The organism is Chondromyces apiculatus DSM 436, assembly GCF_000601485.1.
Lineage (GTDB): Bacteria > Myxococcota_A > Polyangia > Polyangiales > Polyangiaceae > Chondromyces > Chondromyces apiculatus.
Genome location: NZ_ASRX01000016.1, coordinates 1 through 16,710, shown reverse-complemented (window position 1 = coordinate 16,710; position 16,710 = coordinate 1). Strand labels below are relative to the sequence as shown.

13 protein-coding genes and 1 pseudogene are annotated in these 16,710 nt (G+C 70.5%); 6 read left to right on the top strand and 8 right to left on the bottom strand.

Annotation, left to right across the window (positions count from 1 at the left end; translation table 11 throughout):
* Positions 1-5: 5 nt before the first annotated feature.
* Complete coding sequence (locus CAP_RS11745) at positions 6-503, top strand: hypothetical protein (RefSeq protein ID WP_052374854.1); 498 nt, start codon at positions 6-8, stop codon at positions 501-503.
* A gap of 24 nt (positions 504-527) precedes the next feature.
* Entirely contained in the window at positions 528-866 is a 339-nt protein-coding gene (locus CAP_RS11740; protein WP_044239927.1) for a histidine triad nucleotide-binding protein, read from the top strand.
* Here CAP_RS11740 and CAP_RS11735 read toward each other — a convergent pair whose 3' ends face one another.
* From CAP_RS11735 to asd, 3 genes are all read right to left on the bottom strand, one after another.
* Complete coding sequence (locus tag CAP_RS11735; protein WP_044239922.1) at positions 867-2,960, bottom strand: FAD-binding oxidoreductase; 2,094 nt, start codon at positions 2,958-2,960, stop codon at positions 867-869. It lies immediately after the preceding gene.
* Between the two features lie 11 nt (positions 2,961-2,971).
* Complete coding sequence (locus CAP_RS11730; protein ID WP_231511384.1) at positions 2,972-4,861, bottom strand: class I SAM-dependent methyltransferase; 1,890 nt, start codon at positions 4,859-4,861, stop codon at positions 2,972-2,974.
* Positions 4,862-5,261: 400 nt separating this feature from the next.
* Complete coding sequence (gene asd / locus CAP_RS11725; RefSeq protein WP_044239920.1) at positions 5,262-6,137, bottom strand: archaetidylserine decarboxylase; 876 nt, start codon at positions 6,135-6,137, stop codon at positions 5,262-5,264.
* Positions 6,138-6,471: 334 nt separating this feature from the next.
* Here asd and CAP_RS11720 point away from each other — a divergent pair, with 334 nt between their 5' ends.
* Together CAP_RS11720 and CAP_RS11715 are read left to right on the top strand one after the other, a co-directional pair.
* The gene (locus tag CAP_RS11720; RefSeq protein ID WP_044239917.1) at positions 6,472-7,314 is read left to right on the top strand and encodes an MBL fold metallo-hydrolase; all 843 of its coding nucleotides are present in this window, start codon (positions 6,472-6,474) and stop codon (positions 7,312-7,314) included.
* A gap of 57 nt (positions 7,315-7,371) precedes the next feature.
* On the top strand, positions 7,372-8,934 hold the full coding sequence (locus CAP_RS11715) for a sigma-54-dependent Fis family transcriptional regulator (protein ID WP_275936501.1): 1,563 nt from the start codon (positions 7,372-7,374) through the stop codon (positions 8,932-8,934).
* Between the two features lie 48 nt (positions 8,935-8,982).
* Here CAP_RS11715 and CAP_RS11710 read toward each other — a convergent pair whose 3' ends face one another.
* A complete protein-coding gene (locus CAP_RS11710) occupies positions 8,983-10,206 on the bottom strand; it encodes a Rossmann-fold NAD(P)-binding domain-containing protein (protein WP_044239915.1) in 1,224 nt (407 codons plus the stop codon).
* Positions 10,207-10,363: 157 nt separating this feature from the next.
* On the opposite strand from CAP_RS11710, the gene CAP_RS11705 reads away from it, so the two are divergent.
* On the top strand, positions 10,364-11,497 hold the full coding sequence (locus CAP_RS11705; protein WP_081864795.1) for a DUF2330 domain-containing protein: 1,134 nt from the start codon (positions 10,364-10,366) through the stop codon (positions 11,495-11,497).
* A 67-nt stretch (positions 11,498-11,564) separates the two neighbouring features.
* On the opposite strand, the gene CAP_RS54940 is transcribed toward CAP_RS11705, so the two are convergent.
* Positions 11,565-13,778: an alpha/beta fold hydrolase gene (locus CAP_RS54940; protein WP_197041133.1), complete on the bottom strand. Its 2,214-nt coding sequence runs from the start codon at positions 13,776-13,778 to the stop codon at positions 11,565-11,567.
* Positions 13,779-14,094: 316 nt separating this feature from the next.
* On the opposite strand from CAP_RS54940, the gene CAP_RS11695 reads away from it, so the two are divergent.
* A complete protein-coding gene (locus tag CAP_RS11695) occupies positions 14,095-14,499 on the top strand; it encodes a hypothetical protein (protein WP_044239911.1) in 405 nt (134 codons plus the stop codon).
* A gap of 130 nt (positions 14,500-14,629) precedes the next feature.
* Here CAP_RS11695 and CAP_RS50250 read toward each other — a convergent pair whose 3' ends face one another.
* The 3 genes and pseudogenes from CAP_RS50250 to CAP_RS50245 form a co-directional block, all read right to left on the bottom strand.
* Complete coding sequence (locus CAP_RS50250) at positions 14,630-15,214, bottom strand: hypothetical protein (RefSeq protein ID WP_052374849.1); 585 nt, start codon at positions 15,212-15,214, stop codon at positions 14,630-14,632.
* Between the two features lie 36 nt (positions 15,215-15,250).
* A complete protein-coding gene (locus CAP_RS11685) occupies positions 15,251-16,117 on the bottom strand; it encodes a hypothetical protein (protein WP_044239910.1) in 867 nt (288 codons plus the stop codon).
* A 25-nt stretch (positions 16,118-16,142) separates the two neighbouring features.
* Positions 16,143-16,710: pseudogene (locus CAP_RS50245) on the bottom strand (hypothetical protein); the annotation flags it as partial.

Sequence of the window (16,710 nt, the reverse complement as noted above, 5' to 3'; positions counted from 1 at the left end):
AGCCGGTGCGTGAGGTGGAGCAGGAGATCGACCTCGAAGGTCTGCTCGTGGCGCTGACGCTGGCGCCAGCGACGTTCTCACGAAACCGCTTCTTCGATCTGTACACGCACCCCGCTGCCCGACGCGTGCACCGCCGCGCGAAGCTCCTGCGCCACGTGATGAAGCAACTCGGCACGGCTGCGGACCTGCAGCAGGTATCCCTTCATCCCCGCGCCGAGGGCGGCGGGGTGCTCGCGTACGAAATCCCCACGCTGGGGTTGCGACGCACGGTGACGATGGATCCGCTGGAACTCGTGGTGCTCCGCTTCGCCATGAACCGGAGCGCGCTCCCCACCTCGCAAAGGACAGACGATCCCGGCGCGGCTCCTGTCGAGGAGCCAGCACGTTCCTCGGTCGCGCCGGAGGTCCTGGCGGTTCTCAGCCCCGAGCCCTCCGACAAACACCTGATCGAGGCAGCCCTCTCGCGGTTGCTGCCGGATGCATGTTACGCAGAGACCATCTGAGCCACGCTCCCGGGAGGCCACGCCATGTGCATCTTCTGCAAGATCGCGAACAAGGAGATCCCCACGAAGGTCGTGCTGGAAGACGACGACTGGCTCGCCTTCCATGACACGAACCCTCAGGCTCCAACCCACGTGCTGGTCATCCCGAAGCGCCACGTTGCGGGGCTCAGGGAAGCGACCCCGGAAGATCAGGCGCTGCTCGGTAAGGTGCTGCTCGGCGCGCAACAGGTCGCACAGAAGCTGGGCATCGGGGACAGTGGTTTCCGGACCGTGATCAACAGCGGCGCGAACGCAGGGCAAACCGTCTTCCACCTGCACGTCCACGTGCTCGGCGGTCGCGCGATGGGCTGGCCCCCCGGCTGATCAGCCGACCGCCGCAGCCGCCCTGGTAGCAGCCTCGATCCACCCGGCCTCGGCCGCCTCGACGTCAGGATTGCGCGCCAGGGTGGTGGGCATCGGCCGCGGCCCTGCAGCGTGACGGGCGCGTAGCCAGGCCGAGGTGACCGCGCCGGCGCGCCCCTCCATGCCCTGAAAGAGCGTGAAGAGGTCAGGCCCCACCGCCCGCCGAGGAGCGGGCCTCACCTCCAGCTCTCCCCCGGACGCGAGCCGTGCCGTGAAGCCCGCCACCAGATGGTCGACCGGATCCAGCCACGGGTCGGGCGCCCCACGCGCTCCCGCGGCGAGCCACGCATCGAGGCGCATGTCGAGAGGCGGAGCCTCGGCGCCAAGACCGAGGCTCAACCCTTCCTGGACGAGAGCGTGTTCGATCTCGGCAAGCGAGGTCGATCCAGCCGCGTGGACGAGGAGCGAAGCCCGGTCCAGGACGGGTCCCGCCGGGGGCGTCGACACGGCCCGCTGCACCGGGTCTCCCGCCCGAGGAAGCAGATTCCCCGGGTTCATCACCCCTGCAGGATCGAACGCACCGCGCAGCGCCCGGATCACCTCCACGCCGAGGCCGAGCTCGGCGCCGAGGCGAGGTGCCTTGCTGCGACCGACGCCATGATGGTGGGAGATCGTCCCTCCCGAGGCGATGGCGGCGTCGAGCGCATCCCGCCAGGCAGCATCGTAGCGCGCCTCGGCCTCGGCTTCCGTCGGCGCGCTCCCGGCGAACGTGAAGTAGATGCTGCACCCATCCGGGTAAGCGTGGGACAGGTGAGCCATCACGAAGACGTGGCGGCCGAGCGCCGCGCGCACGGCCTGGTGCAGGGCGCCGAGCCGCGACCAGGGCGCGGCGACCTCGAACGTATCGCTGAAGGCCCCCGCCATGAACACCGGGGCCTGTCGGTAGCTGACGCTGTAGCGGTGGGCGAGCCAGTGACGCGCGGGCTCTTCCCCCAGTGGTCGCGCCCCGTGGCGCTGCCCGATGGCAGCAGCGCGCGCGAGATCCTCGTGGCTGTCGCGGCTCCGCCCCTCGAAGATGAGGACCAGCGTCGAGCCGCGCAGGACACGCCCACCGAGCGCGTCCACCACCTGGTTGACGGCGCCCGGCGCGCGGAGCAACGCACGCAGGACGCGCCCACCGGCACCGGGCCCCCCGCGCGAGGAGGACCGCTCCACGCTGACGCCAGGCGGATCCTCGCGCATCGCATCACCCGGCGCATGCTCCTCGGCATCGTCCGCCGTGACCTCGTGCGCCGCAGCGCGCCTCCGTCGCGCCCCCATGCGCGCGATGAACGAGTCGAACGGATCGTACAGCCGCGACACTGCCGGGCGGAGACCGTCCTGAAACATGGCCTGCATCGCGGTCCAGCCAGCTTCCAGGGAAGGAAACGAGAACGCCCCGAAGGCGCGGGCTGGCGGCGCCGGGTGGAGCCGCAGCGTCGCCGCCGTGATCACCCCGAGCACCCCTTCGCTCCCGATGAACAAGGGCGTGAGGTCCGGACCGTGGGTGCGCCGCGAGAAGCGCACGATCTCCCCGCGCCCGAGGACCACCTCCAGCCCGGCGACCATGTCCTCGATCTTGCCGTACAGGCCTGAGCACTGCCCCGCGCCACGTGCCGCGACCCATCCCCCCACGGTGGAGCAGAGGATCGACGACGGGAAGTGCCCCAGCGTGAACCCTTCCGTGTTGAGGGCTTCCTCGAACCGTATCCCTGTCGCCCCCGCCTCGATCTCCACCGAAGGAACGCCCCGATCCAGCGCGCGACGCCGACCGAGTCGTTTCAAATCGAGCACCACCGTGCGCTCGTCCGGGAGGACGCCACCGCACACACCAGAGCCCGCGCCGAAGGGCACCAGCGGCACCCCCTCGTTTGCGCAGAACCGGACCACCTCGGCGACCTCCTCGGTCGAGGACGGCCACACCACGACGCCTGGACGACTCTGTGGGAGCTGCCCCCTGCGCACGGCGAGGTGGTGACGCGGCCAGAGATCTCGCGCGTAAGCGATGCGGTCCACGGCGGAGGCACTGCGCGCGATCCCGGGCAGCGCTCTGGCTATCGCGGCCTCGACATCCATGCGCAGGACGCTCAGGACCGCTCGGCCAGGATGATCAGCCGCGGCGACTCGGAGCCGAAGAACACCCCCGGGTGCGCCGGGTGCCCGGTCACCTCGGTGACCTTGAACCCTGCCTCATGGAGGAGCTTGCCGAGTTCGTGGAGGTTGTACAGGCGGATCGAGTAGTCGAGCTCCCGGGAGCGACCGTCCTCGAACATCACTGTCCGCTTGACCTTGAGCCGGCTGGTGAAGAAGTCGACCTGCATCTCATCCATGCACACGCACCCCTCCCCCTCGAACCACACCAGGCTCGGCTGCCGGCAGGCGACGTAATCACGGTTGATCACGTCGAGCAGGAGCATGCCTCCCGAGCGCAGCGCGCGGTGGATCCGGGTGAGGATGTCGGCGTTCTTCTCCTCGTCGAAGTAGCCGAAGCTCGTCGCCCAGCAGTACACGGCGTCGAACGTCTCCTCGAACGCCATCTCCCGCATGTCCCCCTGCAGGAAGTTGAGCTTCTGACCGCGCTCCTGGGCCTCCTCCGAGGCCAGCGCCAGCATCGCCAGCGACAGATCGTAGCCGACCACGCTGTAGCCACGGCTGGCCAGCTCCACGGCGTGCTGACCGGGACCGCACGCGAGATCGAGGATGACCGCCCCGCGCTCCATGCCGAGCCGCTCCTCGATGAAGTCCGCCTCGCGACGGACCATCCGGGGCTCGGCCCGATCGAGGGTGCGAATGAAATCTTCGCTGAACAGGTCTTCCCACCACGACTTCTTCCGGCGCGGAGCATCGGGATCGGTGACCGGCGAGTGCTCCCCCGAGGTCTTGGTGGCCGACTTGAGCGGAGGAGGTTGACCCGCAGCCGGAGCACCGCTCGGCGCCGCCTCCACAGCCGTCGGCGCTGCCGGCACGTAGGGAGGCAGATCGAGCGCAGCCATGGCCTGCGGCCGGCGCGGCGGAGGCCGGGGAGGACGCGGCGCAGTGATGGCCGCCTCCTCGGTGAGATCAACCGCGATCTCCTCGCTTGTGTCGGAGTCGCGCTCCGGCTCCACCTCGGGCACGGAGTCGGGCTGCGCCTCGGGCATCGACCCCGCCCTGCCCCGAAGCTCCACCTCTCCGGGGATGCTGGGTGTGCCCTGGCGGGGCGCGGTGGGGGGGACCTCATCCTCCTCGAGTGACTCTGGCTCCACCTCCTCGAAGGCCGCGCGGTCCTCGACGACCGTCGCTTCATCCTCCGGCGGTGGCGGCTCGGTCTCCAGCGATCGCAGGTATTCCCGCGCATCGAGGGGCGTCGGTCCATCCGCGAGCAGGCGGAGCTGGAGCCCGGCTTCCTCCTCGCTCTCGCTGGGCTCTTCTTCCCCGGTGGCCGTCTCCTCGTCCTCCACGGAGATCGCCGGCGGTGGAACGCTCTCCACCGGCGGAAGATCGGACATCACGTCGATGATCCGGACCGGCTGGATCGAGACGGCTTCAGCCTCTTCCACGACCGGCGGCGACGCTGCCACCGACGGCGACGGTGTCGGGGGCGGGGATGCTGCCGTGGACAGTGACGTACCAGGCGTCGACGGGTCGGCCGGAGGAATGCTCACTGGCCGCCGCGAAGGCCGAGGGATGGTGCGCAGCGCCAGCGGATTCGAGACACTGGTCGGCGCATCGAGCGAGGGAGGTACGCTCGGCGGCTCCGCAACGGCTCCAGCAAGACCGGCTGGACGCTCCGACACGGCCGGCGCTGCGGACGAAGCCCCTGGCCAGGGCTCCGTCGCCGCCTGCGCTGACGGCCCGCGCTCTGACACGGCCGGCGCCGCTGACGGCGCTGCTGGCAACGCCTGCGCTGGCGCGGGCTCAGCGTCGCTGGGCGCTCCCCAGTCGTCGTCGCTCACTTCGGGCGGCGGTGCGGAGAGCGACACCGGGACAGGGACCACCTCGGGCAAGCTCGCCTCGTCCGCAGCAGGCCCTGAGACCTGCCCCGGAGGATCGGACGGCTGCAACGCGCGGCGAGAACGGTGCCTTGCTCCCGCGCCTCCCGGTCGCCCCGCGCCGTCCTCACCGAGGAGTCGATACCGAGGAGTCGATCCACCCCGGGCACCCGCGGCAGCGGTGCGGGGCCCGGAATGGCGCTGTACGCGACGGCGCCGGCCGGCGACGACAGCGGGGGTGCCGAGGCGGCTCCCGCAAGGGTCGCGCGGCGGCGCGAGGGTGCCGGCAGAGAGCTGTTTTCCCGCCTGTAGGAGCTCAGCGTGTCCGGGTGGGGTGTGGTCGGACGGCTCTCCTCGTCGTCGCCCGCCGCTTGGCTCTCGCGCAGGTCGCGGGGAGGCTCGCCGTTCATCGCTCACTGTCTCCGCCGTGCGGGGTGGCGCCGGGCGAGGAGGGGATGTGCAGAGGTTCTCCGAAGAGGACCGGCCCGAGCGGGCGATCCCACCGGGGGAAGGCACCTCGCTCGACCAGCATCACGGCCGTCGAACCCAGGTGGAACCGCCCGATCTCGTCGCCGCGTTGAAGGGGAAGCGCGGGATCGATCACGTGATCGCCAAGCGGAACATCCCGCGCATCCAGGGCGCTCACGGTGATGCGACCCACGATCATGGCGCCGACCATGACCACCGTCACCCGCCCATGAGCCGGGGTGTCGATCACGATGGCCACCCGCCGGTTGCGGGAGAAAAGCTTGGGCACGTGCCGCTCGCCGATGGAATTGACCGGGTACAGATCCCCGGGCATCGAGCGGATCATCGAGATCGCGCCGGCCACCGGGCTGTGGACGCGGTGGTAGTCACGCGGTGACAGGTAGATCACCGCGAACTGACCGCCCACGTAGCGCTGCGCCTCGGCCTGATCCCCGACCAGCTCACTGACCAGGTAGTGCTGACCCTTGACCAGCAGCTCGCCCCCCTCGACCACCGGACCCGCGTCGTGGAGTCGGCCGTCGGCAGGGCTGATGAACGACAGCGCGTCCTCGAAAGGCGGCCTCACGCCCTCGCGCAGCGCGCGTGTGAAGAAGGCATCGAAGCTCTCGTAGGGCTCCGGCGCGGGCGCAGCCGCGTCGAGATCGACCCGGTAAGCGCGCGTGTAGAGATCCACGACGACCTTCGAAAGGACCGGGTGCAGCCTGGCGTCGCACAGGCGTCCAACGGCCCGGGTGATGCGTTCGCGCGGGAGCACCCGGAGCAACTGTGCGGCGGCGTAGGTGGCGACTGTCATCGTACGAACGGAGACGGCAGCGCGGAATGCTAGGCCCCGGTATGGAGCGCGGTCAACGTTCCGCTCGTTGCCCGGCCTCCCTCACTGGAAAAGCCTGGGCCCCCCGCCGACGAGCGGGTCGGGTCAACATGACGCAGGCTCGGCAACGCCGTCAATGCGGACCTGCCCGGCCCGGTGCGCTCCATTCCGGAGCGTCGCTCCGCCCTGACGCTCCACCCTGGAGCACCCCCTGGTCTTCCCTGGGCCAGATCCCGCGAAAACGCCGCAAATTCCCTGGCCACGACGGCTGGCATGCCGCTCGCTCCTGGAGAAATCCGAGGAGGCCACGAGAATCATGCAGATCAAGTTCTGGGGCGTGCGCGGGAGCATCGCTTCGCCCGGGCCGGAGACGGCGGCCGTGGGAGGAAACACCAGCTGCGTCGAGGTTCGCTGCGGCGCGGCGCGGTTCATCCTCGACGCGGGGACCGGGATCCGCAAGCTCGGCGACGCCCTGATGGCCGAGGGAAACGTGCGCGCGACGCTGCTCCTGTCCCACCTCCACTGGGACCACATCCAGGGGTTGCCGTTCTTCGTGCCGGCCTACGTACCGAGCACCCGCGTCGAGGTGGTAGGCACCACGCACGGCGTCGGCACCCTCCGCGACACCCTCGCGAACCAGATGGCGGCTCCCAACTTCCCCGTCCGGCTCGAGGACCTCGGCGCCGAGATCGCCTACCGCGAGGTGCGCCACGGGCAGGCCTTCGACATCGGCGAGGTCAAGGTCCGCGTCGCCAAGCTCAATCACCCGGGCGGCGTGCTCGCCTACCGCCTCGATCACGCCGGCAAGAGCGTCGTCTACGCGACCGACACCGAGCACTACGCCTGCGTCGATCCCGCGCTCCGATCCCTCGCCGAAGGCGCCGACGTCCTGATCTACGACTCCCAGTACACGCCCGAGGAGTACCGCGGCGATCATGGCCGCTCCAAGGCGGGATGGGGCCACTCCACCTACGTCGCGGGCGCGGAGCTGGCACGCGCGGCTGGCGTCGGCACCTACGTGCTCTTCCACCACGACCCTACCCGCAACGACGCCGCCGTCGACGACATGGAGCGGCTCGCGCGCGACCTCTTCCCTTCTTCGCTGGCAGCGCGCGAGGGCATGGTGCTCGGCGTGGACGCGCTCGCCGAGGCGGCATGACCCATGTTGATGCAGGTGACGGCGCTCGCGACGGCCTCTATCCTGGAGGCTGCCCCCTTGTCCACCTCGCGACTCTCGCTGCTCGTCGACCTGTCCTCGCTCCTCGCGCGCGAGGTTGACTTCGACGCGCTGCTCACCACCGCGTGCGAGCGCCTCGCCCGGGCGCTCCGCTCGGACCGCGCATCCATCTGGCTGGTCGACGCCGAGAGCGGCGAACTGGTCACCCGCGTCGCCCTCCTCCCCGAGGTCCCCGCCCTGCGTCTGCCCATCGATCGCGGGATCGCCGGCTACGTCGCCCGCACCGGCGAGGTCGTGCGCGTGGACGACGCGCACAGCGACCCCCGCTTCGATCCCAGCGCGGACAAGGCCACCGGCTACACCACCCGCTCCATGCTCGTCGCCCCCATCCGCGAGGACGCCGGCGCCCCCATCCGCGGCGTCGTGCAGCTCCTCAACCGCGCCGGAGGCCCCTTCGACGACGAGGACGAGCGCTACCTCACCGCGCTCGCCACCCAGCTCGCCCGCGCCTTCAGCATGACCACCCTGCGCGCCGCCGAGGGCGACAACCCCGGCCTCGTCTTGCAGGGCCCCTTCAACCGCATCGTCGGCCGCAGCGAGCGCCTCACCGCCGTCTACGAGAAGGTCCAGCTCGCCGCCCAGACCGACGCCACCGTCCTCCTCCGTGGCGAGACCGGCACCGGCAAGGGCCTCTTCGCCCGCGCCATCCACGTCAACTCCGGCCGCCAGGCCCGCCCCTTCATCACCGTCGACTGCACCACCTTGCCCACCCAGCTCGTCGAGAGCGAGCTGTTTGGCCACGAGCGCGGCGCCTTCACCGGCGCCGACCGTCGCGTCCCTGGCAAGGTCGAGCTCGCGGAGGGCGGCACCCTGTTCCTCGACGAGCTCGGCGACCTCCCCCTCGACATCCAGGGCAAGCTCCTCCGCTTCCTCCAGGAGCGCAGCTTCGAGCGCGTCGGCGGCCGCCAGACCATCCGCGCCGATGTCCGCCTGGTCTGCGCCACCCACTGCGATCTCGAACGCTTCGTCGCCGAAGGCCGCTTCCGCAAGGACCTCTACTACCGCGTCCGCGTCGTGGAGATCGAGCTCCCCCCCTTGCGCGAGCGCGGCCCCGAGGAGGTCGAGGCCCTCGCCCGGCACTTCGCCGATCACTACGCCACCGTCTTCCGCCGCCCCGCGCCCCGCTTCACCGCCGACGCCATCACCCACCTGCGCGCCCATGATTGGCCAGGCAACGTGCGCGAGCTGGAGCACTGGGTGGAGAGCGCCATCGCCCTCGCCCCCGACGGCTGGATCTCGGCCCGGCACCTGCCCGCGCGCCGCGAAGCCGCGCCGCGCCCCCCTCCTCAGGACGAAGCCCCGCCGAGCGGCCGCCACTCCCTCATCGACGCCATCCCCGCCAGCACCGTCGGTCGGCAGGGTGACAGGCCCCTCGACGGCGAGGTCACGCTCCCGCTCACCCTGACCCTCGACGACGCCGCCCGCCGCTACTGCGAAGCCATGGTGCGCGCCTGCGACGGCAACAAAACCGAAGCCGCCAGACGCCTCAGCGTCGGCCGCAACACCCTCGCCCGCGCGCTCAAAGGCAAGGCGCACGAGTGAGGGCCCCGCGGCCCCTACCCTGGCCGCAGCACCCTCCTCTCGCCCCCCTCACTTCCCCGTCTTCTTGCTCCCCGCCCCGCCCTTTGGCGCCTTCTTCCAGTCCGCCAGCACCTTCGCCTCCACCTCTGGCGTGAGCCCCTTCCGCATCTTCTCCTGCAGCGCTGCCGGCTGCTCCTTCCACCACGCCAGCGTGTCTCGCGCCGTATCCACCACCGGCCGTGACGTCAGGCCAGCCTCCCACGCGCGCTTCCCACTCACCGTGTGGAACCCGAGTTCATCTCCCTCCGGCGCCACCCAGATCGGCAGATCCACCTTCGCCGGGTGATCCTTCAGGAACTTCGCGCCGACCCACGTGAACCGCGCGTTGCTCTTCGTCGCCGCCTTGCACGCCTCGAGCATGCCCCCCATCGTCAGCGGCTCGGTGGGCCCGACCGCGTTGAACACCCCGTTGAGGTTCCGCTCCGCCACCACCACCAGCCACGCCGCGAGGTCACGCCCATCGATGATCTGCACCGGATCGGCGGCCGTCCCTGGCGCCAGCATCTCGCCCCCCTGCGACACGCGCACGGGCCAGTAGGTGAAGCGGCCGCTCAGATCTCCCGGCCCCACGATGAAGCCGGGCCGCACATTCGCCACCCGACCCGGCATGGCCTTCTCCGCGGCCTGCTCGCACAGCGCCTTCAGCCCGCCGTAGTTCTCGAACTCCTTGCCCATCGTCTCCACCGTCGGATCGGCCAGCGTGGCGACCGCCGCGGTCTCGTCGATGCCCACCCGATCGGTCTTCGCGTAGGCCGACACGCTCGAGATGTAGATGTACTGCTTGATCCGCGGCGCCAGCAGCTCGGCCGACGCGCTCACCATGCGCGGGTAGTACCCCGAGGTGTCGATCACCACCTCCCAGGAGCGCCCCTCCAGCGCCTTGAGCCCCTCGTCCTTCTTCGGATCGCGATCCCCCTGGAGCTTCTCCAGATCGGGGAACAGCTCGGGCCGGGTCTTGCCACGGTTGAACAGCGTGACCTTGTAGCCACGCGCTTTCGCCGCCTCGACCACGAGGGGCCCCAGATACCCGGTCCCTCCCAGGATGAGCATGGTCTTGGCGGGCGGCGCGGCGGCCCTGGCCGGCTCCGACCCTGCTTCCGGCTCCGGCTCGGGATCCGGACCAGGCGGCACGGGCGACGCGGGCGGCGGCGCAGGCGGCGCAGTCGACGCACACCCGAGCGTCACGGCAGCACCAGCGGCAGCGGAGGACAGGAGAAAAGCGCGACGGTCCATGGCCGGTAGCTACCACACCGGCAGGGTGTGAAGCGGAAACCTCAAAAAACTGCGACCCACACCCTTTGCCGCCCCCACCATCCCCCTCCCATCACCCCCGTCCGTCGGGGCGAACCCCCTCCGTGCCCCCGGTCGACCCGCGATACCCTCCGAGACGATGCGCGGCCCCTCAGCCTCTCTCTTGCTCGCCACGTCGCTCGCCCTCCTGCATCCCCGCCCGGCCAGCGCCTGCGCCCCCGCTTACCCTGCAGACGCCCAGGTCCGCATCGCCGACGAAGCTGCGATCATCGTATGGGACGAGGCCTCCCGGACCGAGCACTTCATCCGGCGAGCCTCCTTCTCGACCACCGCCCGCGACTTCGGCTTCCTGGTCCCCACCCCCTCCGTCCCGCAGCTCGCCGAGGTCTCTCCCGGCGCGTTCGAGGCCCTGGAAGCGCGCACCGCCCCCGCCCGCGTCCACCAGACACGCATCGACGGCGTCACCGTGGGCATGCTCTGCGCCCTGCCCTTCACCCTCTTCCTGGCGAGGTCCCTGAAGAGCGCCCCCGCCACCGCGTCCGCCCCTCCCGTCCGCGTCCTGCACGAGCAGACCGTTGCCGGCTACGACGCCGCCGTCCTGGAGGCCGACCGCGCCGACGCCCTCGCCGAGTGGCTGCGCACCCACGGCTATGCCTCCCGCCCCGCCCTGGAGACCTGGCTGCAACCCTACGTCGCACGCCACTGGAAGATCACTGCCTTCAAGATCGCCCCCCGAGAGCGCGCCGAGCAGGTCGCGACATCCTCCGTGCGCATGTCGTTCACCACCGACCGCCCCTTCTTCCCGTACCGAGAGCCTGCCGATCAGCGAGAAAGCGCTCCCGCCCCTCCTCCGGGACAGGCCGCGCCCATCCCGGCAGAGCGCCTCCTCCGCGTGTTCCTCATCAGCCGCGCGCGCATGGAAGGCACCCTCGGCGACGGCCAGCAACCGTGGCCGGGAAAGGCGACCTGGGCAAACCTCCTCACCCCCTCGGATGGCCCTCCCGTGACCCTCACCGACATCCCCGTCCCCTTCGAGCATGCCTGGCTCACCGCCTTCGAGGATCGCGCGAGCCCCCGTCCCGGCATCGACGACGTCTTCTTCGCCCCGGCGCCCGACCCGAGCCCCGTGATCCCCGAGCCCATCGTGATCGTCGACCCCATCGAGATCCCGATCCCCCTCGACGTCCTCGTCCTGGCGCTCGGCGGCACCGCCTGGGTCTGGCGAAAGTCCAGACAGCGACGGAGCGACGCGCACGCCGCCCCCGCCGACTGACCCTTCCCCGCCGACTGACCTTTCCCCTTCCCCTTCCCTCACCGCACGCCGGCATCCCTCCCGCGCTTCACGCTGCCGTTGCGCGCTCTGCCAGGCCCACCGCCTCGTCCAGCCACCTCACCGCATAGCGATCTCCCGCGCGCCGCAGGAACGCATCGAGCCGCTCCAGCGACAGCGGCGCCGGCAGCGGAAAGCGGCTCGGGATCTTCTCCTTGATCTGCGTGTTGTAGTTGACCAGCACCGCGAAATCCCGCGGGAATGCCCGCTCATCCACCCCCACGAACCCGCTCTCACCGCGCGCCTGGCCGAGGATCGCGCGCCACCGCTCCAGGTGCGCCAGCCCCGCAGACTCGACCCCGTGCGAGAACAGCATCGCGTGCATGTGCTCGTAAGGCTCCACCTTGCGCAGGTACGCCTCCAGCACGTCCGCCGAAGGCTCCACCGGGAACGTGGTCCAGAACGGCACCGACCCCGTGCGCAGCGTCCACCAGGGATCCATCAGGATGAACGAATCGACGAGCAGCCGTGTCCCTGGCCGCCCCATCGAGGCGTACCAGTCACGGTAGAGATCGGCCACGAGCGGGCTCAACTCCTGTGGATCCTCGAAGATCACCCGCCGCACCCGAGCGCCGAGCCGCTGCCCCACCCGCGTGATGTCGTCCCGCAGCTCCTCCAGGAACCCCCACTCCGCCTCCGGCCGCACCGCATCGGTCGGCGCCGGATCCCACCGATCCCGCGACGCCCCTCGCGCCCTCAGGAACTCCCGCACCCGCGCGCTCCCGTGCTGGTACTCCTCCGGCGTCAGGCCACCCACCGCGCCCGGCTGAAACCAGTGCTGGTCCGAGATGCGCGTCACCGGCCAGCTCTTCCCGCACTCCACCACGAAGATGGTCCCCCCCGGCTCCAGCCTCTCCGCGAGGAACTGCTCGTACGTCGGCCCGAGCGTGCGCCGCTTCACCCGGAAGTAGCTCATGTACGCCGACATGAGCTGATCCTGATTGGGGTCGTGCATGTGGCTCAGCGAAAGCTCCGGGTTCGCCTCCAGCAGCGCGCGCCCCGGCTCCTTCGACCACGCGAGCTGCCCCCGCATGTCGTTCACGTCTCCCCGCACGTGACGCACCGGGATCAGGAATGTCTGCGGCAGCCACGGCACCCCCATCGCCACCGCGAGGTGCACCAGCGCACCGTTCGATGACCCCACGAAGATCGCCGGATAGCGCTTCTCCGGATACTGCCGCGCCACCCAGCGCGACACCTCCTCCACATCCAGGCGCCCCAGCCGCGAGGTCGGCACGGCCTCGGTCCACCCCGCGACCGCGTACACCGTCTCCCGCAGCAGCGCCGGCACCCGGTTCCCGAGCCGCACCAGCGGCGCCAGCGGATGCCTCAACCCCAGCCCAGGAAAGTCCTCCCCCCGCAACCCCAGCGCCGTCGCCCGCAGCATCCCCGTCGACGAGTCGAAGGCCGCGATGAAGTTCGGCCCGCGCTCGATCGCCCCGATCCGCTCCGGCAACGGCTCCCCCTCCACGAAGAGCCGCGTCGCGCGCATCACCTCCGTGGCCGCGTGGAATACCGCCGTGTGCGTCGCCTCCGCGATGGTCACGTGCCGCCCCTCGGGCAGCAGACCCGCCACCTTCTTTCCCCAGTCCACCGGCGCCACCGGGTCGTGCTCCGCGCTGATCACCAGCGCCGGCACCTTCACCCGCGACAGCTTCTCCTCGATGGCATCCCGCAGCACCTCCCGGAACGTGCGCAGGCTCCGCAGGAACCCCGCCGCCCAGTAGTCGCGCAGCATGATCGACATCATCCCCGCCGGCTCACGGACCGCGTTGCGCAGCCAGCGCCAGATCTGCCCGAGCGCCCCCCGCGCCCGCGGATCGGTCGTCGGCCCCTGGAGTACCAGCCGTGACACCCGCTCCGGACGACGTGCCGCGCACGCCACCGCGACCTGACACCCGAAGGAGTTGCCGAGCAGCACCACCTTCCCCAGCCCCATCGCGTCCATCCACGCGACCAGCGCATCGGCCAGCTCGGCCAGCGACAGCGTCCTCCCGGGCTTGTGGCTCTTCCCGAAGCCCGGCAGGTCCGGCGCATACACCGGGTAGTACGCGCCCAGCCGCTCCACGACCGGCGTCATGTACCGGCTCGACACCACCATCCCGTGCACCAGCACGACCGGCGTCAACCCGGGCTCTACCGGCCCCGCCGAGACCCGGGCGTGCATCCTCCCCCCGTATGCCTCGACCCACCGACTCTCCACACGCGCCAGCGACGAGCTCATGCCGTACCGCCTCCTCTCAGGGGTCAGGGGCGCCCTGCGTGCCCTGCGTGCCCCGCGTGCCATGCGTACACCGCATGTCATGCGTGCCCCCGGGCCCCACGGTCGACGGCGAGCGCCTCCTCAGCGCCCTCCACCGGCCCCGGAGCGGGTGCTTGCTGCGCACGTGCGCCGCGGATGCATCACCGTGCAGTGGCCATGCCGGCCCGCCAGATTCCCGGGATCCGGCACCAGCCGCACACGACCACTCGCAACATGATCGAACGTCCGAGCATCAACATCTCGGAGTTTCGACGACAACAGCGAGGGGAGCACCAGAATGATCCAGAGTACCAACCCGGCGTGGTGGAACGACGAGAAGACCACCGCCTGGGACCGCGTGAAGGAAGCACTGCGACGTGACTGGGAGCAGACCAAGGCCGACTTCACCAAGCACCAGGGCCAGGAGCTCAACCAGGATGTGGGCGACACCGTGAAGCAAGCGGTCGGCAAGGAGCCCATCCCCCCTCCTGGCATGCCCAACGTCGACTGGGACCACGTGGAGCCGGGGATGCGTTACGGCTGGGGCGCCGCCTCCCATTACAAGGACGAAGCGGACTGGGACGACCGCGTCGAGGGCAAGCTCAAGGAGGAGTGGAACGACCTCAAGAGCGGCCGCACCTGGGACGAGACCAAGGACGCCGTGCGGCGTGGCTGGGACTCGGCGCGGCGCAAGGTCTCCTGACGCCTGCCCACGCCTGCAGATCGTGCCAGGAGGCGCGTGCTGTCCCCGGGTCCTGCCCGCGGGCGGCGCGCGCCTTCGCGCATTTCAGCCGCACAACCCCCGGCGCTTCCCCTCTGACAACGCGCGGTCCCTACCGCGAATGACGTCGCAAGTCGCTCCCGGACGACGGGGACGGCATACAGATCAGGTCGTTCTCGTCGCACAGGCCCGACGCGCAATCGGCGTCATCGTTGCAACCCAGGCCGTCCGCACAGAGCAAGGGACACACGACGCCGCAGTCGATGTCGCCTTCCGCCCCGTTGTATTCACCATCGTCGCAGGCCGGCACCGCGCATTCACCGTTGCTGCAGACGTAGCTGTCGCAATCATCGTCGGCATTGCATGTCTTGCCGCTCTCGCAGGTGAAACACTCGAGGCTCGCGCCGCAATCGACGTCGGCCTCGTCGCCATTCTTCACCCCGTCGTCGCACTCCGGCTCCTTGCAGACATCCAGCTCGCACACCCCCGACGCGCAGTCCTCGTTCACCTTGCACGCCACCGACGTGCCGCAAGGACCGCAGGACCCACCGCAATCCGGGCCCGTCTCGTCGCCGTTCTTCCGGTCATCCTCGCACGACCCGACCAGCTCCTCGTCGGCGGGCGCCGTGAGCGAGCAGGTGATCGCGAAGAGTGGCCAGAGCGCAGCGACGACGAAGCGGAGCGGCCGGTACGACATGGCATCCCCCGAGGGTTCAGGCGGTCTCGTTCACGTTCAGAAGTGCCCCACGGCCATGAAGCCACCCGGGTGAAGCACCACGTTCACGGGAGGCGCTGGCTTCTCCTCCCCGCTGTTGTGGACCAGCGTCACCACCACGGCGGCCCCGAGCGCCGCAGCCCCGAGCGCCAGCGAGACGTCCGCGATCACGTAGTTGCTCCGCATCGCGTCCACTTGCTCCTGACGACACCGCGGAGCGCACGAGTCCTCCAGGTCCCCTTGCTTGGACTTCCCGAGCGCCCCCCACACCGCGAAGTTCCCGAGCCCCCCGATCCCCACCCCCCCGAGGATGTACGACAGCAGAGGAATCTCGAACGGCTTCGGCGGCGGCGGCGGCGGATAACCGAAGACTGCCGAGAGCTTGCGGCTCCGCTGTCCTTCCAGGACCAGCACTTTTCTCTCGATGGTCTTCTTCCCCCCTTTGAGGACGTAGCGGAACGTGCGCTGCCCCGGGTCGACGTCTATCGCCCGCCCGTCGAGGTTCGCCGCCATCTCCTTGTCGTCCACGAAGACCTTCACCTCGGTCGTCGGGCGCCCCACCTCATCGCGTCCGTCAATCACCACACTCGGCTGCTTCTGGTTCACCTCGGCCAGCAGATCCGCGCACTCCTTGCGGATCGCGCCGGGACACCTGTCGAGACCGCAGGCGATGAAATCTTCCCGCGCAGCGGCCAGCTTCCCTTCGCGCATGAGCGTCTGCCCTCGCGCGTGCGACTCCACGCAGGCCTTCTTCTCGGCCTTCAGATCCCGCTTCGGAGCTGGTTTGGGCTTGCCGGCCTGCGCGGCATCCCCCACCGACACCACCGCAGCAAAAGCGAGGAACCCGAGAGCAACGCCCCGGAAGCTTCGGGAGATCGGACCCATCGGTCCCCCCGAGCATAACGGGATTTCAGAGGCACTCCAGCTTGTACTGCTTGGTCCCGTCCTTCGCGATGAAGAAGGGAGGATCACAGGACCGCTTCGGCGCGGCAGGACGTGACGTCTGCGGTTGCGCGCTCCGCACCGCCCCCGCCTTGGAGCCTGCAGCCGCCGTTGCCGAGGGCGCGCTGCTCGTCGCCGCTCCCGCCCCTGTCGATGCCGGACTCGCCGCAGCGCTCGACGCACCACCCGGCACCGCGCCCGTGCCGGCGCTCTCCGGAGCCTCGGGTGCCCCGCTGGCCCCCGGCGCTGCGCCAGGATCGGCAGATCCCGCTCCCGAAGCCCCAGCCGCCGACCCGGCGCCCGGCGCCCCGCGCTGCGCCGGGTCCCCACCCACGGACGTGACAGGCGCCGACGTGGCGGCGCTGGCCCCCACGCCCTCGCTCGACTCGCCCGGAGCGAGCCCCCGCATGACCAGCAGCCCTGCCCCCACGAGCACCACGCACCCCACGGCAACGCTGGCCAGGATCCATCGCCCCCGCCCTGACGACACGGCCCCTAGCGGTCCCCCCCCCAGCGATCCCCCCCCCAGCGGTCCC

Excerpts from the sequence above, each read along its gene's own strand:
- asd (WP_044239920.1), bottom strand. The coding sequence starts at position 6,137 with ATGACAGTCGCCACCTACGCCGCCGCACAGTTGCTCCGGGTGCTCCCG.
- CAP_RS11705 (WP_081864795.1), top strand. The coding sequence starts at position 10,364 with ATGCGCGGCCCCTCAGCCTCTCTCTTGCTCGCCACGTCGCTCGCCCTC.
- CAP_RS11710 (WP_044239915.1), bottom strand. The coding sequence starts at position 10,206 with ATGGACCGTCGCGCTTTTCTCCTGTCCTCCGCTGCCGCTGGTGCTGCC.
- CAP_RS11740 (WP_044239927.1), top strand. The coding sequence starts at position 528 with ATGTGCATCTTCTGCAAGATCGCGAACAAGGAGATCCCCACGAAGGTC.
- CAP_RS11720 (WP_044239917.1), top strand. The coding sequence starts at position 6,472 with ATGCAGATCAAGTTCTGGGGCGTGCGCGGGAGCATCGCTTCGCCCGGG.
- CAP_RS11695 (WP_044239911.1), top strand. The coding sequence starts at position 14,095 with ATGATCCAGAGTACCAACCCGGCGTGGTGGAACGACGAGAAGACCACC.
- CAP_RS11735 (WP_044239922.1), bottom strand. The coding sequence starts at position 2,960 with ATGGATGTCGAGGCCGCGATAGCCAGAGCGCTGCCCGGGATCGCGCGC.
- CAP_RS54940 (WP_197041133.1), bottom strand. The coding sequence starts at position 13,778 with ATGAGCTCGTCGCTGGCGCGTGTGGAGAGTCGGTGGGTCGAGGCATAC.
- CAP_RS50250 (WP_052374849.1), bottom strand. The coding sequence starts at position 15,214 with ATGTCGTACCGGCCGCTCCGCTTCGTCGTCGCTGCGCTCTGGCCACTC.
- CAP_RS11685 (WP_044239910.1), bottom strand. The coding sequence starts at position 16,117 with ATGGGTCCGATCTCCCGAAGCTTCCGGGGCGTTGCTCTCGGGTTCCTC.